Source organism: Nonomuraea sp. WAC 01424, assembly GCF_003947315.1.
GTDB lineage: Bacteria > Actinomycetota > Actinomycetes > Streptosporangiales > Streptosporangiaceae > Nonomuraea > Nonomuraea spiralis.
The window spans coordinates 216134-237978 of the sequence record NZ_QHHZ01000011.1 but is presented as its reverse complement, the minus strand read 5'-3'; the positions used below and the strand labels follow the sequence as shown (position 1 = coordinate 237978).

Here is a 21845-nt window from a genome sequence, read left to right as displayed (position 1 = left end):
GCGTGCGGCTACGGACGGCGGGGCGACGACAGGTAGGAACGGGCCGTCTCCAGGCCCAGGACGATCACGACGATCCCGGCGACCCCGTGGTACCAGCGCCAGCCGATGCCGATGCCGACGAAGCCGTCCAGGATCATGATGGCCGCGCCCCCGCCGACGGCCAGCAGCATCACGGCCAGCACGGCGAGCAACGGGCCCCTCGGGAGGCGGCGGCCCGCCGCGGTGACCGTGGCCAGGGCGACGCACGCGCGCAGCACTCCCGAGCCCGCCGCGAACCACTGCGCGAGGGACGGGTCCAGGAAGTAACCCGCGGCCTCGGCCGCCGGCACGGGCGGCCCACCGGGGAAGCCGAGCCTGCCCTGCGCGGCGAAGTCCGCCTTTCCGGCGGCGTACCCGAGCATCAGCGCCGCCAGCGCGTACGCCGGCCAGCGTCGCGGACGATGAATGTCAACCATGCCCGCGACGCTAGAGACCACCCGGCCACCCCCACTCCCCATCACGCGGGAACCCCCTCCCCCACCAGAGGGACCCGCGAAATCCCCGCACGCCCCCCACGACCCGCGCGGCCCGCGCGGCCCGCGCGGCCCCGAAGCCTCCTCCATGAGCCCCCCCGCACGAAGGCGGCCCCCAAAACCCCACCCCCTCCCACCCCGAGAACCCCCCGCGCAAGAGTGGCTGGAATTCATGCCATTTTTGTCGCCGGAATTCGGGGCTATGGTTTCGCCATCTCACGGATTTGATGTCCGGACTTATCCATTTCCGGCATTAATTCATTCCTATGGAGGTGGCTTCATGCCCGCAGGGCTGTGGAGAATCCCGGGCGCACTCCTGCTCGCCCTACCGCTGACCATCACGACGCCGGGCACGGCCCACGCGGCGGCGGACCCCCCGTCGGTGGTGATCGACTCCTCCGAGCCCGCCCCCGGCCTGGTACGGCTCACCGGCCGCTTCACCGGCGCCTACGACGTGACGCTCGTGGTGGACGGCGAGCGCGTCGAGCGGGCCACGGTCAGCGACCCCGACGCCGACGACAGCGGGACCTGGTCCTACGACCTCGACACCCGCGCGCTGGACGGCGAGATCGAGGTCTACGCCAAGGCGACCGCCGCCGACACCCGCTACGGCGCCTGGTCCCGGCCGCTGACCCTGCGCGTGGACAACCCGCAGGCCAGAGCGCCGCAAGTGGCCATCGCCGAGCCCGCCGACGGCGCCCGGCTCACCCGTCCCACGCCGGTCAGGGTGGACGTGACCGGCGCGGACGTGCGTACGGTCCGGGTGCGTGTCAACGGCGGCCCCTGGCAGCGCGCCGCCGGGGCGAGAGGCCGTTACGTCACGCTGGTGGACCCGGCGCGGTACGGCGACGTCATGGCGAGCCTGGAGGCGGAGACGGTCGACGCCCGCGGCCATGTGTCCAGGTCGTCCACCACGTACGTGGCGCTCGGCGCGGCGGCGAAGCGGCCTCCCGTGCCGCACCGGCAGGACCGGGCGATGTGGATCTGGGAGAAGGCGTCCTACAACCTGGTGCTCAACCCGGGCTCGCGCCGCCTGCTGGAGACCGTCCTGCCCGCCGGATCGACCCTCTATCTGGGCGTGGACACCTACGCGGGACGCGACCTGCTGGAGGACGCGCGTCCTGAGCTGCGCGACCTGGTGGCCTGGGCGCACGGCCGGGGCATGAAGGTGCACGCCACCGTGGCCGGTGGGACGCGGCCGCCGTACCTGGGCGCGCTGTCGCGTTACCGGGAGCGCGCCGTACGGGAGATGGAGCGGGTGCTCGACTACAACCTGTCCTCGAAGCCGGGCGCGCGGTTCGACGGGATCAACGTCGACATCGAGCCGTACAGCCTGCCCTGGTTCACCAGCGGCAAGCCCGACGTGCAGGTGCAGTGGCTGGACACGCTGCGCGCGATGATCGCGCGCCGGGACGCCTCCGGGCAGCCGCTGCTGTTCGGCCCGGCCGTGCCGCGCTGGCTGGACACCTCCGCCTGCTGCACCGGCATCCCGTACGGCGGGACGACCCGCACCATGGCCGAGCACATCCAGGACCTCAGCGACTACGTCGCGATCATGGACTACCGCGACCAGGCGGACGGCGGCGTCGGCATCATCGCGCAGGCGGCGGGCGAGCTCGCCTACGCCGAGCGCATCGGCAAGCCGCTGTCGGTGGTGGTCGGGGTGGAGACGCTGGACATCGCGACCAGCGGCGATCCCTCCAGCATCACCTTCCGAGAGGAGGGCAGGGACGCGCTGGAGACCGAGCTGGCCAAGGTCTCCCAGGCGTTCTCGGGCAGCCCGGCCTTCGCCGGGATCGCGCTGCACCACTACGACTCCTACCGGGAGCTGCCCACGGTCTGGGGCCCCTCGGCCCGGTGGCCGGAGCCGCCCGCCGACTCCGGGCCGCCCACCGGGGTGGCCTCGCCGCCGCGCGCCGTCGCGTTCGACCACGCCACGGTGGACCTGACGTACGGGCGGGCGCGCGACGACACCGAGGTCGCCTACTACGAGGTGCACCGCTCGGCCGAGCCGGACTTCACCCCGGGCCCCGGCACGCTGGCCGGTAAGGCGCGCGGCCTCACCCACACCGACGCCGGCCTACTGCCCGCCACCGCCTACCACTACCGGATCGTCCCGGTGGACGTGGCCGGGCACCGCGGCCCGCCCTCCGCGCCCGTCACCGTGACGACCGGTACGACGGAGCTGCGTCCCATGGTCGTGGAGTCGATGGCGGTGACGGTGGACGACGGCGTGGCCCGCGTACGGCTGCGCGTGGTGGACAAGGAGAGCGGGCAGCCGGTGGCCGCCACCGTACGCGGGCGCTTCACCTTCTCCGCCGGCCGGTACGTGACCGTGACCGCGGGCGCCGACGGCTGGGCCACCGCGACGTCGGAGGCGCTGAAGCAGCCGACCGGCGAGGTCGGCTTCGCCGGTCACCGCCTGACCGCCGCCGGCCGCTACTGGGCCACCGCCTACGACCGCGACAAGGACGTCACGGCCCGCTGGTAATCACTCTTGAGGAGTGAATTCATTCCTTATAAGCACCGAATAACGGAGTGAATTTAGGGTTGACAGTACTTCTGAATGACGAGAAGAATCTCGTCATGGAGCCACCTGAAGGAATGAATTCCCTCCCAAGGGGAAGGCGATTCCGCACCCTCGCGGCGCGCCTGCGGCAGGAGATCGTGCAGGGCCGCTGGCCGGTCGGCGGCAGGCTGCCGACCGAGTCGGAGCTGGCCGGGACGTACTCGGTCGGGGTGAACACCGTGCGCCGCGCGGTCGACCTCCTGGTCGAGGAGGGCCTCGTCCGGCGCCGGCAGGGGTCGGGCACCTTCGTGACCAGCTCCGTCACCCCGGGGGCCAGGCCGCGTCTCATCGGCGCGCTCGTCCCGTCGACCACCTACTACTTCCCGCAGGTCGTGCAAGGCATCGAAGGGGCGGCCACCGCCGCCGGCGTGCAGCTCGTGCTGGCCTGCTCCAACTACGACCCCGACGTCGAGGCCGGGCAGATCCAGCAGCTCGTCGACGTCGGCGTGGCCGGCCTGCTCCTGGTGCCCAACCTGCACCTCACCGCCGACCCCGACGCCCACCTGGCCGGCCTGCTGGGCCTGCCCGTGCCGTACGTGCTGGTGGAACGCCGGCCGGCCGACCCCCGCCCGGCCGACCCCACCTCCTACGTCTGCACCGACGTGCACGGCGGCGGCTACGCCGCGGTGCAGCACCTCAGCGGGCTCGGCCGCGGCCGGATCGGCTACCTCGGCCGGAGCGGCACCGCCAGCTCCGAGCAGGTCTTCGCGGGATACCGCCAGGCCGTCGCCGACCTCGGTCTTCCGGAGATCCCGGAGGCCGTGGCCAGGCAGCCCGTCTGGACCGGGCCCGACATGCTGGCCTACGCCAACTCGCTGGTCGCCGAGAAGGTGCGCGCGGTGGTGTGCCTCGGCGACCGCGAGGCCACCGCGCTCCTGCCCTACCTGCGCCGGGTCGGTCTGACCGTGCCCGACGACATCGCCGTGGTCGCCTACGACGACGAGGTCGCCGACCTGTCGGAGGTGCCGCTCACCGCGGTCTCGCCGCCCAAGGCCGAGGTGGGCCGCATGGCGACCGAACTGCTGCTGCGCCGGATCGAACTCGGTCCCGCCGCCCCGGTCTGCCGGGTCGTGCTGCAGCCCCGCCTGGCCGTGCGCGCCTCCTGCGGAGCCGCCTCCGGCACCCTGGTCGAGGTCCGCGTCCCGACGTGACGCCGGCCTCCCCCTCACCCCCTTCCCCCCTCTTCGTTCCTGTTGGAGGATCCAATGAGAGTGCGCGTGCTCGCCGCTGCCGCGGTGGCCGTCCTCACCGTGGCCGGCACGGCGTCGTGCGGCGGCCAGGCCGCCGACTCCGGAGCGGTCACCCTGAAGCTCGGCTTCTACGCCGCCGCCGGTGACCCGGCCGACACGACCATGCGGGAGCTCGTCAAGGAGTTCACGGCCGCCAATCCCTCGATCAAGGTGCAGCTTGAGGTCGCGCCGTACGTCAAGTTCTTCGAACGGCTAAGGACGCAGATCGCCGGCGGGCAGGCGCCCCAGGTGTGGTTGTCCGACGGCGTGCTCGTGCAGGAGTTCGCCGCCCGGGGCGCGCTGGCCGACCTGAGCGACCGGGTCAAGACCGTCAGCGCTGCCGACTATTCCGGCATCGACCTCAACCGCGACGCCCAGGGCCGGGTCTTCGGCTTCCCGCAGGGCGCCCAGACGCCGGTGCTGTTCTACAACAAGAAGCTGTTCGCCGAGGCCAAGGTCGCCGAGCCGACGGCCGAGTGGACCTACGACGACCTGGCCGCCGCGGCCAAGAAGCTCACCAAGGACGCCAACGGCGACGGCAAGCCCGACACCTACGGCTTCCGCGCGTACTCGCCGGGTTTCACCGAGAGCTGGTGGCCGATCGTCAAGGCGTTCGGCGGCGACGTCGTCACCGACGGGGGCCGCAAGGTGGTCGTCGACAGCCCGCAGTCCACGGCCGGGCTCGACTGGATGTTGCGCGCCATGGGCAAGGACGGCTTCGCCCCCGACTACGTGACCACCGAGGCCATGGGCAAGGGCGTCGTGCACACGCTGTTCGCCACCGGCCGGGTCGCCATGTCGTACGGCATCTACGCCCGTACGCTGCCGGCGGTGAGCGCGGGCGTCGACTTCGGCGTGGCGCCGCTGCCGAAGGGCCCGGCCGGGCGCGGCAACGTCGCGATCGTCAACTCGTGGGTGGTCAGCAAGGCCGCCTCCGCGCCGCAGGCCGACGCGGCGTGGAAGTGGATCACGTTCTTCTCGGGCGAGGGCCCGCAGCGCAAGTGGGCCGAGCTCGGCGAGGCGATCCCGATCAACAAGAAGGTCGCCTCCACGGCCCTGCCCGCCGACCGCGGCCCGGTCTTCCTGGAGTCGCTCGACGCGGCCACCGACCTCGGCACCAACGCCGTGTGGTCGGAGTACACCGAGGCCCTGGCCAAGCGCATGAACGAGGCCCTGTCGGGCGCCACGCCGGTCGCCACCGCGCTCCAGACCGGCCAGAAGGAGGCCCAGGAGGTCATCGACCGCTTCTACGCGGGGAAGACGCAGTGACGGTGCTCACCAGGCGTTCCGGACGGGTGGCCGCCGAGCCGCGGCCACCCGCGCCCAAGCGGCGCTCGGGCGAGCGGGCCTGGGCCTTCGCCTTCGCCTCGCCCTACCTCCTGCACCTGGTCGCGCTGGCCGCCTGGCCGCTGCTGGCCTCGCTGTTCTTCAGCATGACCGAGTACGACCTGATGTCCCCGCCGAGGTTCGTCGGGTTCGGCAACTTCACCCGCCTGTTCGGCGACCCGGTCTTCTGGCGCACGCTCGGCAACACCGTCTACTTCGCGGTGTTGTTCGTACCGGCCCAGACGGCGGCGGCGGCGGCCCTGGCGGTCGCGCTCAACCAGCGACTGCGCGGCATGGCGTTGTTCCGGGCGGCCTACTTCGTCCCGGTCGTGTCCTCGTGGGTGGTGGTCGCCTACGTCGCCGACGCGGTCTTCAACCCGCAGACGGGCATCGCCAACCAGGTGCTCGGCCTCCTCGGGCTGCCGGCCGAGAACTGGTTGCAGGATCCGGCGCTGGTGATCCCCACGCTGGCGGCGGTCGCGGTGTGGAAGGGCGTCGGCTACATGACGGTGCTCTTCCTGGCGGGCCTGCAGGCCATCCCCGAGGAACGCTACGAGGCGGCCAGGATCGACGGCGCGTCGGCCTGGAACCGGTTCCGGTACATCACCCTGCCGGGCATCTCCGGCACCACGTTCCTGGTGCTGGTGCTCACCTCGATCGAGACGTTGCAGTCGTTCGAGCAGGTCTTCGTGATGACCGACGGCGGGCCGCACGGCGCCAGCGAGCTGACCGTGCTCTACCTCTACCGGCAGGGTTTCCAGTTCTTCCAGATGGGCTACGCCTCGGCCGTGGCGTGGGTGCTGTTCGTGCTGGTGCTCGCGCTGACCCTGGTGCAGTTCCGGCTCCAGCGCAGGTGGGTGCACTATGCGTAAGACCGTCTCGTACGTGCTGGTGCTGGCGGGCGCGGCGGTCATGCTGCTGCCGTTCGCCGCGGCGCTGGGGAACTCGCTGAAGAGCTTCGCCCAGTACATCCAGGTGCCGCCGGTGTGGCTGCCCGACCCGGTCCAATGGGACAACTACGCCGAGGTGTGGCGGCGTACGCCGTTCGGGCTGTACCTGGTCAACAGCCTCGTGATCGCGGTGCTCGCGGTCGCCGGGAACGTGCTGACCAGCGCCATGGTCGGCCACTCGCTGGCCAGGATGCGGCTGCCGGGCAAGCAGGCGCTGCTCACGATGGCCCTGGGGACGATGATGTTGCCGACCGTCATCACGATCGTCCCGAACTTCCTGTTGTTCCGGTCGCTGGGCTGGCTGGACTCGCTGCTGCCGCTCATCGTGCCGTACTGGCTGGCCACGCCCATCGGGATCTTCCTGATGCGGCAGACGTTCCTCGGCATCCCCAAGGACTTCGAGGAGGCGGCGGGCCTGGACGGCGCCAACCCCTGGCAGGTGTTCTGGCGCATCCACCTGCCGCTGGCCAAGCCCGCCCTGGCCACGCTCGCGGTCTTCACCTTCACCACCTCGTGGAAGGCCGTGCTGGAGCCCACGATCTACCTCACCTCGCCGGAGAACTACACGCTGCCGGTCGGCGTGCTGAGCCTCAAGGGGCAGTTCGTCGGCAACGACCAGCTCGTGACGGCCGCGGCGATGATGAGCCTGCTGCCGATGCTGATCGTGTTCGTGCTGGCCCAGCGTTACTTCGTCCGCGGAACCATGTCCGCGGGTCTCAAGGGCTGAGATCAGGCCCTCCGTCCGATCCGGAAAGGAAATCGTGACCACAACATCCGGGCTGCGCCTGGGCGTCATCGGCGCGGGCACCATCGCGGAGTTCCACGTGGCCGCCGCCCGCCAGAGCGCCGGGCAGGTGAAGGTCACCGCGGTGTGCGACGTACGCGCCGAGGCGGCCGAGAAGCTGGCCGCCGAGGCGGGCGCCCGCGTCTTCACCGACCACCGGGCGATGCTCGACGCGGGCGGCCTCGACGCGGTCGTGATCACCGTCCCGCACGCGTTGCACGCCCCGATCACCCTCGACGCCGCCGCGGCCGGGCTGCACGTGCTCGTGGAGAAGCCGATCGCCACCACTCGCGAGGACGCCGTCCGCATGATCGAGGCGTGCCGGGCGGCGGGCGTCGTGTTCGCGGTCGGGCACGTCCTGCGCTTCGTCCCGATGTTGCGCGCGGCGGCCGGCTTCCTCGCCTCCGGCGAGCTCGGCCGGGTCGTGGTGGCCTCGGAGCGGCGTACCGCCGACTACGCCGACCCCTCGCGGCCCCGCTGGTTCCTCGACGCCGACATGGCGGGCGGCGGCATCGTGCTCAACGTCGGCACCCACAGCATCGACAAGCTCCAGATGCTCGTCGGCTCGCCGATCACCGAGGTCACCGCGCACGTCGCCGGTCCGGCCGACGCGGCGGTCGAGACCGAGGCGGTCGCCCTGGCCCGGCACGCCGACGGCACCCGTTCGGCGATCTCCGTCACCGGCACCGGCCTGCCGTTCACCGACGAGTCGGAGATCGTGTGCGGCGAGGGCGCGCTGCGCATCAGCCGGGGCGAGGGCGTCTGGTCCTTCCGCGGCGGCGTCGCCACCCAGGTCGCCGCGCCCGGCATCGGCGAGATGGCCACCGCGTTCGCCGCGCAGCTCGCCGACTTCGCGCGTGCCTGCGCCGGGCGCACGGCCCCCGAGGTCACCCCCGAGTACGCCCTGTCGGTCCTCGACGTCGCCCTGGCCGTCTACGAGTCCGCCCGCCGGGGTTCCACCGTCACAGTGAAGGGACAACCATGAACCCGCTCGCGTTCAGCACGCTCGGCATGCCGGGCGCCCCGGCCGAGGAGGTCATCGCCACCGCCTCCCGGTACGGCTGCGCCGCCGTCGAGCTGCGCTGCGCCGAGGGTGAGATCGTCGCGCCGGACACGCCCGCCGGCGAGCTGGCCTCGATCGCCCGTTCGTTCGCCGCCGCCGGGATCGGGATCGTCGCCGTGTGCTCCTACACCCGGGTGGCCCGCCCGGACGGCGACCCCGTGGCCGAGGTGCTGCGCCACGTCGAGATCGCCGAGGCGCTCGGCTCGCCGTTCGTACGGGTCTTCGGCGGGGTCGAAGGGCAGGACGACCCGGCCGCCGCCGCGACTCGGAGGCTCGCGGAGGTGGTCGGCCGGTTGCCGGACAACGGTGTGGACGTGCTGCTGGAGACGCACGACGTGTTCCTGACGGGCGCGGCGGTCGCCGGGGTGCTGGCCGGGGTCGGCTCGCCGCGGGTGGGCGCGCTGTGGGACGTGGTCAACCCGTGGCGGGCCGGTGAGAGCGCCGCGGACACCGCGGACGCGCTGGCGCCGTACCTGCGGCACGTGCAGATCAAGGACGCGGCCTCGCCCGCCGACCTGGCGCCGGTGTTGCCGGGCCGGGGCGCGGTGGGCGTGCCCGGCGTGCTGGCCGAGCTCGCCAGGCTCGGGTACGGGGGCTGCCTCGCCCTGGAATGGGAACGCGCCTGGTACCCCGACGCGGCGCCCGTCGGCGAGGCCCTCACCGCCTTCCGAACGGTGCTGGGCCGATGATCCCGCTGGTCGCCTCGGCGCATCCGGCAGAGGGAACGTTCCAGCCGGGCGTGCGCGCGCCCGTACGTGGGCCGCACGCCGCCCTGGCCAGGGAACTGCTCGGCCCGGCCACGCACGGCGACGGCCCGGAGGAGATCGTGTTGCGCCTGGTGGCCGACCCGTCGCTCGGTGCGGAGGGTTACACGCTCACCGTCACGCCGGAGCAGGCCGAGATCGCCGCCGCGGACCTGGCCGGGCTGCGCTGGGGTGTGCAGACGTTGCGCCAGCTCGACGGCCCCGGCGGCGTGCCCTGCGGGACCGTGCGCGACGTGCCCAGGTACGCCTGGCGCGGCGTGCTGATCGACGTGGCCCGCTGGTGGCGGCCGATGTCGTTCCTGCGTTCGTACGTCGACCTGCTGGCGCTGCACAAGTTCAACGTGCTGCACCTGCACCTGACCGACGACCAGGGCTGGCGGTTCGAGGTACGCGGCCACCCGCGCCTTACCGAGGTCGGGGCCCACCGCACCGAGTCCCCCGCCGGGCACGCCCGGGAGGGCAGGTTCGACGGCACCCCGCACGGCGGCTTCTACACCCAGCGCGAGCTGCGCGACCTGGTGGCCTACGCGGCGGCGCGCGGCGTGAACGTGGTGCCCGAGATCGAGTTCCCCGGCCACTCGCAGGCCGCCATCGCCGCCTACCCGTGGCTCGGTCACCCCTCCGCGACGCCCGTACGGGTGCGGACCTCGTGGGGCATCTCCTCCCACGTGCTCGGCGTCGGCGACCGGGTCGCCGGGTTCGCCCGGGACGTGCTCGACGAGTTGTGCGAGGTGTTCCCGTCCCCGTACGTGCACATCGGCGGGGACGAGGTGCGCGGCGCGGAGTGGGCGGCGAGCCCCGAGGCCGCGCGGCGCGTGGCGAGCGCCGGGCTCGACGGGTCGCAGGCGCTGCTCGGCTGGTGGGGCCGGCTCCTGGCCGATCACCTGCGCGGGCTCGGCCGGCGCGCGGTGGCCTGGGACGACATGCTCGACCACGACCCGCCCGAGGACATGGTGATCATGGCCTGGCGAGGCGTGGACCGGATCGAGGCGGCCCTGCGCGCCGGGCACGACGTGGTCGCCGCGCCGCACACGCACACCTACCTCGACTACGCCGAGTCCGACGGGCCGGGCGAGCCGGTCAGCATCGCCGGCCCGCTCCCCCTGGAGACGGTGTACGGCTACGACGCGGGCGAGTCCGTCCTCGGCATGCAGGCCCAGCTGTGGGGCGAGTACCTGCCCACCAGGGACCGCTTCGACTACAACGCCTTCCCCCGCCTGTGCGCCGTGGCCGAGGCCGCCTGGTCGGCGGGACGGGACCTGGGCGGATTCACCCGGCGGCTGGCCGATCACCTGCCGCTCCTCGACCGGCTGGGCGTGGCCTACCGGCGGCCTGAAGGGACTGCGCGTGTTCACCTCTGAACAAGAGCTTGAGGAGCGGCTGGCCACGCCTTCGGCCACGCTGGTCGCCGACGCCGCCCACCTGGACGGCGACCTCGTCGTGCTCGGCGCGGGCGGCAAGATGGGCCCGAGCCTGGTCCGGCTGGCCCGCCGCGCCCTGGACGCCGCGGGCCGTGGCTCGGCCCGCGTGTACGCCGTGTCCCGCTGGTCGGACGGCCGGGCGGCGCGGGCGCTGGCGGACGAGGGCGCCGACGTGGTCGCCCACGACCTGATGGGCGGCGACGACCTGGCCGGGCTGCCCGACGCGGCGAACGTCGTGTTCATGGTCGGCGCCAAGTTCGGCACGTCGGCGGCGCCGTACCAGGCGTGGGCGGTCAACGCGGCGCTGCCTGCGGCCGTCGCCCGGCGCTACCGGGGCTCCTCGATCGCGGCGTTCTCCACCGGCAACGTGTACCCGCTGGTGGACGTGGCCCGCGGCGGCAGCGCGGAGGAGGACCGGCCGGACCCGGTGGGCGAGTACGCGATGAGCTGCCTCGGCCGGGAGCGCGTCTTCGAGCACGCCGCCGCCGCGTACGGGACCAGGGTCGCGATCCTGCGCCTGAACTACGCGGTCGACCTGCGCTACGGCGTGCTGGCCGACCTCGCGGCCACGGTGTCGGCCGGCGAGCCGGTCGACCTCACCACCGGCCACGTCAACGTCGTGTGGCAGGGGTACGCGAACGAGGTCGCGCTGCGGTCGTTGCGGCACGCGCGTGCCCCGGAGGCGTTCACGCTGAACCTGACCGGGCCGGAGACCGCCTCGGTGCGGCGCACGGCGGCCCGGCTGGCCGCCGCGATGGGGACCGAGGCGTCCTTCACCGGCGCCGAGAGCGGCACCGCGCTGCTCAGCGACGCCTCCCGCTGCCACGGCCTGTTCGGCTACCCGGACGTGCCGCTGGACACCCTGATCGCGTGGCAGGCCGGCTGGCTGTCGCGCGGGCTGCCCCTGTCGGGCAAGCCGACCAAGTTCGCGGTACGCGACGGGAGGTTCTGAGATGTCGATCGGCCTGCTGCGGGAGGGGACGGTCATCCCCGCCCACCCGCTGGCGCTGACCGGCGGGCGCACCCTCGACGAACGCCGCCAGCGCGCGCTCACCCGCTACTACCTCGCCTCGGGGGCGGGTGGCGTGGCCGTCGCGGTGCACACCACGCAGTTCGAGATCCGCGAGGCGGGGCTGCTGCGGCCGGTGCTGGAGATCGCCGCCGAGGTCGTGGCGAAGGAGGCGGACCGGCCGTTCGTCATGGTCGCGGGGGCGTGCGGCGACACCGCCCAGGCCGTGGCGGAGGCGGAGCTGGCGGCCTCGCTCGGCTACCACGCCGTGCTGCTGTCGCCCAAGGTGCCCGGCGCGGGCGAGCCTGAGCTGCTGGCGCGGGCCAGGGCGGTGGGCGAGGTTCTGCCGGTGATCGGCTTCTACCTCCAGGAGGCGGTGGGCGGGCAGCGGCTGAGCCCGTCGTACTGGAGGTCGCTGAGCGAGCAGGAGTCGGTCGTGGCGATCAAGATGGCGCCCTTCGACCGGTACCGCACGGTCGACGTGGTCCGCGCGGTGGCCGCCTCGGGACGCGGTGACGACATCGCGCTCTACACCGGCAACGACGACAACATCCTGGCCGACCTGCTCGCCCCCGTCGCGGGCCGCCGTATGGTGGGCGGGCTGCTCGGCCAGTGGGCGGTGTGGACGCGGGCCGCGGTGCTGATGTTCGAGGAGGTCCGCCGGGCGTGGGCCGGGGACGACGAGGTCCTGCGTTCCCTGCTGGCCCGCGCGGCCGACCTCACGGACGCCAACGGCGCGGTGTTCGACGTGGCGGGCGGCTTCCACGGCTGCATCGCCGGGGTGCACGAGGTGCTGCGCGGCCAGGGGCTGCTGGCCGGGACGTGGTGCCTCGACCCGCGTGAGGGGTTGTCGCCGGGGCAGGCCGGGGAGATCGCGCGGGTGCGCGCGGACTATCCGTGGCTGGTGGACGACGAGTTCGTCGCCGCGCACCTGGACGACTGGCTGCGCTGACCACTGCGGAGCCCTGGCTCAACTGACCGCCGCCGGGCCGGGGCCGGGAGAAAGTCACTCCCGGCCCCGGCCCGGCGCTTGTGGCGCTTCCCGCCGCGTGGGTCAGACCGTCCAGTGGGCCGTCGCCAGGGCGTGGACGGCGTCCTCGTCCACCTCGACGCCGAGGCCGGGGCCGGTGGGCACCAGGGCCGTCCCGTCCGAGACCTCCACCGTCCGGCCGCCGACGTACGCCGAGTGCACGAACTGGCGGCCGTTGAGATCGACCGGGGTGTCCACGCCGAAGGCCGCGAACAGGTGCAGCGAGGCGGCGAACCCCAGGTCGGTGTCCGTCAGCCCCGACCCCATGACGCGCAGCCCGGCGTCCTCGGCGAGCTGGCACAACCGGCGTGACAACGTCAGGCCGCCCGACCGCTGCACCTTCGCGATGGCGATGTCGACGGCGTCGAGCTTGACGAACGTGGCCAGGTCGGAGGGGTGGCGCAGGCTCTCGTCCAGCGCGACCGGCAGCGGGCTGTGGTCGCGCAGGCGGCGCAGCCCGGTGACGTCGTTGGCGGGCAGCGGCTGCTCGAACGCCGTCACGTCCAGGTCGGCGAGCCGGCGTGCCATGCGCAGCGCGCCGTCCACGGTGTAGGCCTGGTTCGCGTCCACCCACAGGGGCGCGTCCGGGGCCGCCTCCCTGACCGCCGCGACGACGGACACGTCCGTCGCCTCGTCGTGCAGGCCCACCTTGACCTTGTACGCGCCGTACCCCTGCGCCCGGCCCTCCTCGACCGCCTGGCGTACCTCGCCGGGCGTCTGACCGGCCACGATCCAGCCGAGCGTGATCCGGTCGAGGCGGCGCTGGCCCCACAACACGCCGACGGACACCCCGAGCGCCCGGCCGAGCACGTCGTGCAGCGCGATGTCGAGCGCGGACTTGGCGATGGGCGACCCGATCGTCAGCCCGCGGTTGATCACCTTCTCGTACGCGGCGCAGGCGCCGTCCAGGTCCCAGGCGGGGCGGCCGAGCAGGGCGGGGGCCAGGTAGCCGGCGATCGTGGTCGAGATCGACTCGACGGTCTCGTACGTCCAGGCGGGTGTCGGCGTCGCCTCGCCCCAACCGGTCACCCCGCCAGCCGTCACCTTGACGAGAACCCGTTCGGCGGGCTTTCCCGCAGTGGTGACGTTTCCGCCGGAAATACTGAACGAGCGGATCGACGGCAATTCCACGACGAATATCTCAATCCGCTCCACGACCAGCGATTCCATCATTCTCCAAAGGGCAGGAATTCATGCTTCCACCGGCATTTCAGCGTCCCGAATCTAGCATGCCGAAAATGATTCACGAATCAATGGCAGGAATTCATGTGGCAAATGCCGCGACCCTTTCGCCCCGGGCCGTGGCCGCATCCGGACGTTGACCGGCCGCCCGCCCCGGCGCAGGCTACGGAGGTCCCCAACTTCCGTTCACGACGAGGTGATCGTGATGGCCGGAACCCGTCCCGCACTGCCGGACGCGACCAGCGCCAGCTTCCTGGCCGAAGCATTGAACGAGGCCAACGCCTACCGGGCCAAGCACCACGCGCCCCCCATGGAGATGGACGCCAAGCTCGTCGAGTACGCCAAGGAGCGCGCCTCCTCGCGCTCGGAGTACGCGAAGCTGTCGGCCGGCCACGACGGCCTGCGCGACACCACGGGCGAGAACATCTTCTGGGGCACGAGCACCGGCGCCACGCCGAAGGCCGCCGGTGACGCCGTCAGCGCCTGGTACAACGAGATCGCCGACTACAACTGGACGACGCCGCCGGGCGACTTCGCCAAGACCGGCCACTTCAGCCAGCTCGTCTGGAAGGACACCACGAAGGTCGGCGCGGCGCGGGTGGCCGGCCAGGGCGCCGACGGATTCGAGACCTACATCGTGTTCGTCTTCGAAACCCCCGGCAACTACGAGGGCGAGTACACCACGAACGTCCTGCCCGCCTGAGGACGCGCTCCCGTGACCGGACGGGCCGGTCCTCCCGGCCCGCCCGGCTCACCCGGTCCCGAACGGCTCAACCAGTCCCGAACGGCTCGACGCCGTGTGAGGCGACGTGGTCCTCGTCGAAGATGTCGCCCGCCGAGATCACGATGCGCGGGTCGGGCACGCCGACGACGTCGTGGTCCTTGTCGTCGTAGTCGAAGAGGCTGAGCACGTGGCGCATGGCCTCCAGCCGGGCGCGCTTCTTGTCGTTGCTCTTGATGACCGTCCACGGCGCGCACTCGGTGTCGGTGTGCAGGAACATGTCCTCCTTGGCCTCGGTGTACTCGTCCCACTTGCGCAGGGAGGCCAGGTCCATCGGGGACAACTTCCACTGCCGCACCGGGTCCACCTGGCGGATGATGAAGCGGGTGCGCTGCTCGGCCCGCGAGACCGAGAACCAGAGCTTGACCAGGTGCAGCCCCGACTGCACCAGCAGGTTCTCCAGGCGCGGCACCTGCTCCATGAACTCCAGGTACTCGCCCTCGTCGCAGAAGCCCATGACCCGCTCCACCCCGGCCCGGTTGTACCAGGAGCGGTCGAACAGCACGATCTCCCCGTTGGCCGGCAGGTGGGCGATGTAGCGCTGGAAGTACCACTGGCCGCGTTCGCGCTCGCTCGGCTTCTCCAGCGCGACGACGGTCGCCCCGCGCGGGTTGAGGTGCTCCATGAAGCGCTTGATCGTGCCGCCCTTGCCGGCCGCGTCGCGCCCCTCGAACAGCACCACCAGCCGGCGGCCGTTGCTCTTGATCCAGTACTGCAGCTTGAGCAGCTCGATCTGCAGCAGCCGCTTGTCCCGCTCGTACACCTCCCTGGACAGGCGTTCGTCGTACGGGTAGTGCTGGCGCCAGGTGTCCACCGGCCGGCCGTCGGCGCGCAGCAACACCGGATCGTCGTCGTCGGAGTCGTCCACCCACAACCCGGGAGTGGTGTCGAGCAGTTCGCTCTGCTCGGCCGCCGCCAACGGGCCGACGACGACCTTCTGCTCGTGCTCCGGACCGGTCATGCGGCCCGCGGCGGGATGTTCGCGTTCATGGCATCCTCTCTTCACCGGACGCGGCCCCGCTAATCGTGCCGGCGCCCGTGACTCCGGGAATTCTCCCGGAAGCGGCGGCCCGTTCAGCTGGTGGGTCCCAGGCGGAGGCGCACCTGGGTCAGCAGGTCGTGCGGCAGGGGGGCGTAGCCGTACAGGGCCAGGTAGGACTGGCCGGCGTCGCTGGCGGTGTAGTCGAGGAAGGTCCGTACCAGCGGGTCCGGCCGGCCGGCGCAGATGATCTCGTACGTGACCTGGACGATCGGGTACGCGCCCGGGACCTTCCGCCGATGGTCGAACGCCAGCACCAGGTCGCCGTCGCGGCCCACGACCCGGGCGCCCTGCACGGCCTTGCTGGCGCTCTCCGGCGAGAGCTCGACGAACTCCCCGGCGGCGTTGCGCACGGCCGCGGTCCGCAGGCGGGCACTGCTGGCGAAGCCGTACTCGACGTACCCGATCGAGTCGCCGGTGTGCTGGAGGACCTGGGTCATGCCGCTGGAGCTCGTCACGCCCCGGCCCGCTCCGGGCCACGTCCTGGACGGCGGGTACGGCCAGCCGCCGGTGGCCCGCAGGAAGTCGGTGAGGTTCTGGGTGGTGCCGGACTCGCCGGAGCGGTGGAAGACGTGGACGTGGGTGCCGGGCAGGCGGCGGGCGTGGTTGTCGGCGGCGATCTCGCTGGCGTTCCACTTGGTGACGCGTCCGGTGAAGATGCCGGTCAGGGTCGCGGGCGACAGCCGCAGGCCGGGCACGGAGGACAGGTTGTAGGCCACCGCGACGGGCGCGACGACCATCGGCAGGTGCTCGGCGCGCCCGCCGCAGCGCCGGTCGGCCCGCGCCTGCTCCTCCGGGGTCATCGGCACGTCCGAGCCGGCGAACGCGCTGCGTCCGGCGATGAAGTCCTCGATGCCGGCGTTGGAGCCGTTGGGCTCGTAGGTCACCCGCAGTTCGGGGTGGACGCGGCTGAACTCGCTGATCCAGGCGTCCATCGCCCCCTTCTGCGCGGTCGAGCCCGAACCGCGCAGCCACGCGACGACCGGCTCGGGCGCGGGCTCCTCCTCGCTGCTCATGCTCAGGACCACGGCCCCGGCCACGGCGGCGGCTCCGGCGACCAGAACGAGCACGACGACCAGGACCGACTTGGCCGTCCTTGTCAGCCTTGCCATTCCACAAGGCTAGGAACCGGTCGCATCCGGACAGCCCATCTGCCGATCAAGCCCCCGGACATAAACGGTTACCTTGTTGCCAAGCCCCCATGCGAAAGCACCGGCGGCCCGGCGGCGCCCGCGTTCGTGGCAGGTGGGCCGCGCGAATCGAACGGACACCCCAACACACACGTGCACGAGGTGCTCTCCCGGATCCTCACCACCCGCAACTGAGGTACGGAGGGCTCAGGGCCGCACGTCGTCGGCCGCCTCGGCCAGGATCCGGGCCAGCTCGGCCGGCCGGGTGAACATGGGCCAGTGGCCCGAGTCGATGTCGACCAGGTCGAGCCGCTTGACCCGGGCCAGCTCGGGCACGTCCCCGCCGTCGATCCACTCCCGCGCCTGGCCGGGGGTGAACTCGGGGCACACGACGACGGCCGGCACGCCGAACCGCCGCTCGTCCGTCAGCCGTACGACGCCTTTGGCCACCCCCTCGGGGACGGGGATCGCGGCGGCGGCGAACCTCCGCCTGGCCTCCTCGTCGAGGTCGGCGGAGTCCGGCCCCTCGAACGGCCCCCACCCCGGGAAGGGCACCGCGCCGTCCACGACCTCGAAGAAGTCGCCGTACGCGGCGCCGTCGTCGGCGGGGAAACCGCCGATGAAGGTGACCTTGGCGACCCGTTCCGGGCGTGCGTCGGCGGCCAGCCAGGCCAGGGTGCAGGCCGCGGAATGCCCGGCGACCAGGGTTTTGCCGGGCGCCGCGTCCACGGCGGCGAGCACGGCGGCCACCTGGTCGGCGAGCGTGGCGGAGGTGGCGCCGTCCCCCTGGCCGGGGAGGGCGATCGGCACGGGACGGTGACCGAGCGCCTCGATCGCGGGCGCCACCTCGTCCCAGGCGGAGGCGTCGAGCCAGAGGCCGCCGATGAGCAGGATGTCCATGGTCAGTCTTCCTTCTTCAGTACGTTCAGATCGCGTTCGGCGTAGAGCCGGTGCTCCCATTCCTCGTGCAGGACGATGTGCAGGCACTCCTTGAGCGGGAATCCGGCGAGCCGCGGCCAGCCCGGTTCGGTGCGGGTGACCTCGGAGGCGAGCTCCCCGGCGGTGAGCGAGGCGACGACCTGGCCGACCATCGCCCGGCGGTCGCGGCGGACCGCGAGCACCTCCTCCAGCGAGGGCCGGGCCTCACGGTCCCACGGGACGCCGTCCCAGCCGGGCGCCTCGTCCCACGGCAGGTCGAGCGGGTGCCACGGCGAGGGTTCGCCGAGGACGGCCCGGCCGACCCAGGCGGCGGAGGCGAAGTTGAGGTGCCGCAGGGTCTGGATGAAGGACCACGACGTTCCGCAGCTCGCCGCCGATCTCCACGTCGGTCAGCTCGGCGCCGCGCACCCGCAGGCCGGACAGGTCGGCCGCGCGCACCCGGGCGTCGCGCAGGCGCACACGTTCGAAGGTGGCGCCCGTGAGGTCCAGATCTCGGAACTCGGTCATGGCAGGCCAGGTTAGAGCCCATTCCGGACGTTCTACTTCCGGATTGTGCCGTGGCCGTTCTAATGTGGCCCGGGTGCCCGCCGAACTCAGCCCCACCGCCCGCGCCCTGCGCGCCATGGAGGTCCTGCGGCAGCGTCCGGGGGTGACGGCCGGGGAACTGGCCGCGTCCCTGGGCGTGACGGAACGCGCCGCCCGCCGCTACGTCGGGATCCTGCGGGAGGCCGGCATCCCCGTCGAGTCGGCCAGGGGCCCGTACGGCGGTTACCGGCTCGGCCGCGGCACGCGGCTGCCGCCGGTCGCCTTCACCGCGCCCGAGGCGCTCGGCCTGGTCATGGCCGTGCTCGACGGCCAGCCGGCCGCCGCCGACAGCGACGACCTGGTGGGTACGGCCCTGGCCAAGGTCATCCGGGCCCTGCCGGAGGGCGTCGGACGCCAGGCCGCCGCGCTGCGCGAACACGCCTCGGCCGCCCCCGACCGGTACGCGGCCCGTCCCGACATCGCCATCACCAGCGCGCTGGTCGCCGCGTCGGCGGCCCGGCGGCGCGTGATGATCGCCTACCGGAGCGAGTCGGGCCGGGAGTGGGAGGCCGAGGTCGACCCCTGGGCGGTCGTCGTCCGGCACGGGCGCTGGTACCTGTTGTGCCACTCCCACCGCGCGGACGCGATCCGCACCTACCGGGTCGACCGCGTCCGCGCCGTCCGGCAGAGCACGCACACGTTCTGCCCGCCCGACGGCCTCGACCCGGTCGCGGCGCTGGAGGAGAACCTGGGCACCGGCTGGGAGTACGCCACCCGCGTGGTCTTCGACGCGCCCCTGGCCGAGGTGGCGCCCTGGGTCCGCCCGCCCATGGGACGGCTCGAACCGTACGGAGAGGGCTGCGTGCTGGTCGGCAGCACGAGCAACCCGGCGATGTACGCCCAGGAGTGGCTGCCGGTCGTGCCGTTCGCCTTCCGCGTCGAGGGCGGGCCCGAGCTGCGCGCCGCGGTCGCCCACCTCGCCACCCGCCTCACCGCCGCCCTGACGGACCAGCCGCGGGACCCGGGGTGAACGTGATCGTCAGGTCTGGAGGAGGGTGGCCGCGAGGATCCCGGCGAGCCATTGCTCGTACTCGGCCTCGGTCCACCCGCAGACCTCGGTCAGCTTCTCGAAGTTCTCCGTCGAGGTGAGCACATAGATCTGCGCGGCCGCGCCGGCCGGGGGGAGGCCCGGCCGCAGGACGCCGAGCGCGTGCAGGTGGTGGGCCGGCCCGTGGCTGCCCTTCAGCCGCTCGTGCTCGATGTCGGCCAGGACCTCCTGGAGCCGCGTGTCGGCCGGGGAGGCGGCGGCGGCCGCGCGCAGGACGCGGTGCACGGGCTGGACGCGCCGCAGGATCCCGGTGGCCATGGCGGCGTATCGGGCCAGCTTGCGTGCGGGATCGGGTTCGTCGATGATCGCCTGGACCTCGGGGCGGTCGCTCTGCGGCAGGGGCCGGGCGTCGCCGGCCAGCGTGATGTCGTAGACGAGCTTGGCCAGGGCGGGCTTGCCGCCGGGGGCGGACGTGTACAGCGTCTGGGGCGCCACGCCGGCCGCGCGGGCGACCTCGGCCATGGTCGTGTCGGCGTAGCCCTTCCTGATCATCAGCTCCCGCGCCGCGCCCGCGATCCTCTGCCGCGTGGCCTCGGCCTGCTCCTGCCGTAGAGCGCTGGAGTAGGGGCGGCGCTTCTTCTGCTCGGTCATCGCGTCCCATGATTCCAGAAGCATATTGACTAGAGGCATATCTAATGAAAAAGTCCGCTTCTAGTCGATTCTCTCTCGTGGAAGGGAGGAGCGGTGTCCTTGCTGCTGGCCGCGTCCAGGATGGTCGCGTCGCTGCTGGTCGGCCTGTACGCGGGCGGCGTCGTCTTCGTGGTGCTCGCCCCGTCCGTGGCTCGCCTGCCGGGTCCCGCGTACGTCCGCTACTGGCAGGCGCTCAACGTCGACTACGGACGTGCCATGCCGCCGCTGCTGCTGGCCGGCGTCGCGGCGCTGATCGTCGTGACCGCCCTGTCGTGGCGCCGCGGATGGGTCGTCCTCGGCGTCAGCACGGCCGCCCTGATCATGGTCATCCTCACCGTGGTCCTCACCCTGACCGGCCTGGAGCCCCTCAACCGGGTGGCGGACGCCTGGGATCCCGACCTGCTGCCCGCCGACTGGCACGAGAGCCGCCGGCGGTGGCTGAACCTGCACCTCGTCCGGACCGCGCTCGCGCTCGCGGCGTTCGCCTGCCTGATCGCCGTCCAGACCTTCGACCGCGACTGACCACCACTTCATCGATCGAGACGGACACCGTCCCGGACCGGACGGAAGCGCCGCCGGGGGCAGGTGGTCAGGCGGCGACCCGCCGCCGGCCGCGTACGCCGAGGATCACGGCGGCCAGTACGGACGCCGCGGCCGAGGCCAGCAGGATCGCGCCCTTGGCCTGGGTCAGGTGCGTCTGGCCGGTGTAGGAGAGTTCGGCGATCAGCAGCGACACCGTGAACCCGATCCCGCCCAGGACACCGACACCGGCGATGTCGGTCCAGGCCAGCCGTGGGTTGAGATGGGCGCTGGTGAGGCGCGCGGTGAGCCAGGCGGCGCCGACGATGCCCACGGGCTTGCCGGCGAGCAGTCCGGCCAGCACCCCCCAGGTCACCGTCCCGGACCAGAAGCCGCCCGCCCCCGACAGCGGGATCCCGGCCGACAGCAGCGCGAACACCGGCAACACGATCCCGGCGCAGAACGGCCGCAGCGCGTGCTCGGCGCGCTGGGAGGGCGGCTCGGGCTCGCCGTCCCGCGGCCGGGTGCGCATGAGCAGGCCCATCGCCACGCCCGCGATCGTCGCGTGCACCCCGCAGGCGTGCGCCAGGGCCCAGATGGTCACGGCGAGCGGCCCGTACAGCAGCCAGGCGGGCAGCGCGCGGCGCACGGCGGTGACCGCGCGTCCCCGCCCGTGTTGCAGGTACGCCCACACGGCCAGCCCGGCGGCGGCCCCGGCCAGGGCGGCGAGGTTCAGTCCGGAGGTGTAGCCGACGGCGATCACGACGACCGCGCACACGTCGTCCACGGTCGCCAGCGTCAGCAGGAACGTCCGCAGCGGCGCGGGCAGGCGACGGCCCACGACGGCCAGGACCGCGAGCGCGAAGGCGATGTCGGTGGCCATCGGCACGCCCCAGCCGGCGGCCGCCTCGCCGGACGCGGCGACGTTCACCGCCAGGAACACCAGCGCGGGCACCACGACGCCGCCGATCGCGGCCACGACGGGCAACGCGGCGCGGCGCGGGTCGCGCAGCTCGCCGTGCACGAGCTCCTGCTTGAGCTCGTTGCCGACGATGAAGAAGAACACCGCCAGCAGCCCGTCGGCGGCCCACGCCTGCGCGCTCAGACGCAGGCCCATCCCCTCCGGGCCGAACGACCACGTACGCAGGGCCTCGTAGGAGGCGACGAAGGGCGAGTTGGCCCAGATCAGGGCGGTCAGGGCGGCGCCGATGAGCAGCACGCCACCGACCGCGTCCAAGCGCAGGGCGGCAACGGTCCGCGACAGGACAGACATACGAAAAGAAACTCCAGAACGGTACGAAGAGGTCGGGCCACCGGCTTGCCCCGGCCATCACG

General features: G+C 72.7%; 21 protein-coding genes and 1 pseudogene. 13 read left to right on the top strand and 9 right to left on the bottom strand.

Features of this window, described 5'->3' with window-relative positions:
* Positions 1 to 8 precede the first annotated feature (8 nt).
* On the bottom strand, positions 9 to 455 hold the full coding sequence (locus DMB42_RS29560) for a hypothetical protein (protein WP_125638611.1): 447 nt from the start codon (positions 453 to 455) through the stop codon (positions 9 to 11).
* A 337-nt stretch (positions 456 to 792) separates the two neighbouring features.
* On the opposite strand from DMB42_RS29560, the gene DMB42_RS29555 reads away from it, so the two are divergent.
* The 10 genes from DMB42_RS29555 (at position 793) to DMB42_RS29510 (ending at position 12579) form a co-directional block, all read left to right on the top strand.
* Entirely contained in the window at positions 793 to 3003 is a 2211-nt protein-coding gene (locus DMB42_RS29555; protein ID WP_125638608.1) for a fibronectin type III domain-containing protein, read from the top strand.
* Between the two features lie 113 nt (positions 3004 to 3116).
* Positions 3117 to 4232 carry a GntR family transcriptional regulator gene (locus DMB42_RS29550; protein WP_221762406.1) on the top strand — a complete coding sequence of 372 codons (1116 nt, stop codon included), beginning with the start codon at positions 3117 to 3119 and terminating at the stop codon, positions 4230 to 4232.
* 54 nt (positions 4233 to 4286) lie between these two features.
* A complete protein-coding gene (locus DMB42_RS29545; protein ID WP_125638602.1) occupies positions 4287 to 5579 on the top strand; it encodes a sugar ABC transporter substrate-binding protein in 1293 nt (430 codons plus the stop codon).
* Positions 5576 to 6508, top strand: coding sequence for a carbohydrate ABC transporter permease (locus DMB42_RS29540; protein ID WP_221762405.1), 933 nt, complete (start codon positions 5576 to 5578; stop codon positions 6506 to 6508). The genes DMB42_RS29545 and DMB42_RS29540 overlap by 4 nt, the downstream gene beginning before the upstream one ends.
* The gene (locus DMB42_RS29535; RefSeq protein ID WP_125638599.1) at positions 6501 to 7313 is read left to right on the top strand and encodes a carbohydrate ABC transporter permease; all 813 of its coding nucleotides are present in this window, start codon (positions 6501 to 6503) and stop codon (positions 7311 to 7313) included. The genes DMB42_RS29540 and DMB42_RS29535 overlap by 8 nt, the downstream gene beginning before the upstream one ends.
* 34 nt (positions 7314 to 7347) lie before the next feature.
* Positions 7348 to 8355: a Gfo/Idh/MocA family protein gene (locus DMB42_RS29530; RefSeq protein ID WP_125638596.1), complete on the top strand. Its 1008-nt coding sequence runs from the start codon at positions 7348 to 7350 to the stop codon at positions 8353 to 8355.
* Positions 8352 to 9122: a sugar phosphate isomerase/epimerase gene (locus tag DMB42_RS29525; RefSeq protein WP_125638593.1), complete on the top strand. Its 771-nt coding sequence runs from the start codon at positions 8352 to 8354 to the stop codon at positions 9120 to 9122. The genes DMB42_RS29530 and DMB42_RS29525 overlap by 4 nt, the downstream gene beginning before the upstream one ends.
* The gene (locus DMB42_RS29520; protein WP_185844924.1) at positions 9119 to 10558 is read left to right on the top strand and encodes a beta-N-acetylhexosaminidase; all 1440 of its coding nucleotides are present in this window, start codon (positions 9119 to 9121) and stop codon (positions 10556 to 10558) included. Before DMB42_RS29525 ends, DMB42_RS29520 begins: the two co-directional genes overlap by 4 nt.
* Positions 10545 to 11570 carry an NAD(P)-dependent oxidoreductase gene (locus tag DMB42_RS29515; RefSeq protein WP_125638587.1) on the top strand — a complete coding sequence of 342 codons (1026 nt, stop codon included), beginning with the start codon at positions 10545 to 10547 and terminating at the stop codon, positions 11568 to 11570. The genes DMB42_RS29520 and DMB42_RS29515 overlap by 14 nt, the downstream gene beginning before the upstream one ends.
* A gap of 1 nt (position 11571) precedes the next feature.
* Positions 11572 to 12579: a dihydrodipicolinate synthase family protein gene (locus tag DMB42_RS29510; protein ID WP_125638584.1), complete on the top strand. Its 1008-nt coding sequence runs from the start codon at positions 11572 to 11574 to the stop codon at positions 12577 to 12579.
* A gap of 102 nt (positions 12580 to 12681) precedes the next feature.
* Here the strand turns inward: DMB42_RS29510 and DMB42_RS29505 are convergent, their stop codons facing one another.
* Positions 12682 to 13830, bottom strand: coding sequence for a mandelate racemase/muconate lactonizing enzyme family protein (locus DMB42_RS29505; RefSeq protein WP_125638581.1), 1149 nt, complete (start codon positions 13828 to 13830; stop codon positions 12682 to 12684).
* 214 nt (positions 13831 to 14044) lie between these two features.
* On the opposite strand from DMB42_RS29505, the gene DMB42_RS29500 reads away from it, so the two are divergent.
* Complete coding sequence (locus tag DMB42_RS29500; protein WP_125638578.1) at positions 14045 to 14542, top strand: CAP family protein; 498 nt, start codon at positions 14045 to 14047, stop codon at positions 14540 to 14542.
* A 67-nt stretch (positions 14543 to 14609) separates the two neighbouring features.
* Here DMB42_RS29500 and ppk2 read toward each other — a convergent pair whose 3' ends face one another.
* The 5 genes and pseudogenes from ppk2 to DMB42_RS55245 form a co-directional block, all read right to left on the bottom strand.
* A complete protein-coding gene (ppk2, locus tag DMB42_RS29495; protein WP_125638575.1) occupies positions 14610 to 15581 on the bottom strand; it encodes a polyphosphate kinase 2 in 972 nt (323 codons plus the stop codon).
* A gap of 113 nt (positions 15582 to 15694) precedes the next feature.
* The gene (pstS, locus tag DMB42_RS29490; protein ID WP_125638572.1) at positions 15695 to 16771 is read right to left on the bottom strand and encodes a phosphate ABC transporter substrate-binding protein PstS; all 1077 of its coding nucleotides are present in this window, start codon (positions 16769 to 16771) and stop codon (positions 15695 to 15697) included.
* A gap of 225 nt (positions 16772 to 16996) precedes the next feature.
* Positions 16997 to 17689, bottom strand: coding sequence for an alpha/beta fold hydrolase (locus DMB42_RS29485; protein ID WP_125638569.1), 693 nt, complete (start codon positions 17687 to 17689; stop codon positions 16997 to 16999).
* A gap of 2 nt (positions 17690 to 17691) precedes the next feature.
* Entirely contained in the window at positions 17692 to 18063 is a 372-nt protein-coding gene (locus tag DMB42_RS54380) for a DinB family protein (protein ID WP_260478041.1), read from the bottom strand.
* 103 nt (positions 18064 to 18166) lie between these two features.
* Positions 18167 to 18235, bottom strand: a pseudogene (locus tag DMB42_RS55245) (hypothetical protein); the annotation flags it as partial.
* Between the two features lie 73 nt (positions 18236 to 18308).
* On the opposite strand from DMB42_RS55245, the gene DMB42_RS29475 reads away from it, so the two are divergent.
* Complete coding sequence (locus DMB42_RS29475; RefSeq protein WP_125638566.1) at positions 18309 to 19283, top strand: YafY family protein; 975 nt, start codon at positions 18309 to 18311, stop codon at positions 19281 to 19283.
* Positions 19284 to 19292: 9 nt separating this feature from the next.
* On the opposite strand, the gene DMB42_RS29470 is transcribed toward DMB42_RS29475, so the two are convergent.
* A complete protein-coding gene (locus DMB42_RS29470) occupies positions 19293 to 19952 on the bottom strand; it encodes a TetR/AcrR family transcriptional regulator (protein WP_125638562.1) in 660 nt (219 codons plus the stop codon).
* 93 nt (positions 19953 to 20045) lie between these two features.
* On the opposite strand from DMB42_RS29470, the gene DMB42_RS29465 reads away from it, so the two are divergent.
* A complete protein-coding gene (locus tag DMB42_RS29465; protein WP_260478019.1) occupies positions 20046 to 20513 on the top strand; it encodes a DUF1772 domain-containing protein in 468 nt (155 codons plus the stop codon).
* A 67-nt stretch (positions 20514 to 20580) separates the two neighbouring features.
* Here the strand turns inward: DMB42_RS29465 and nhaA are convergent, their stop codons facing one another.
* Complete coding sequence (gene nhaA, locus DMB42_RS29460; RefSeq protein ID WP_125638559.1) at positions 20581 to 21783, bottom strand: Na+/H+ antiporter NhaA; 1203 nt, start codon at positions 21781 to 21783, stop codon at positions 20581 to 20583.
* Positions 21784 to 21845: the final 62 nt, after the last annotated feature.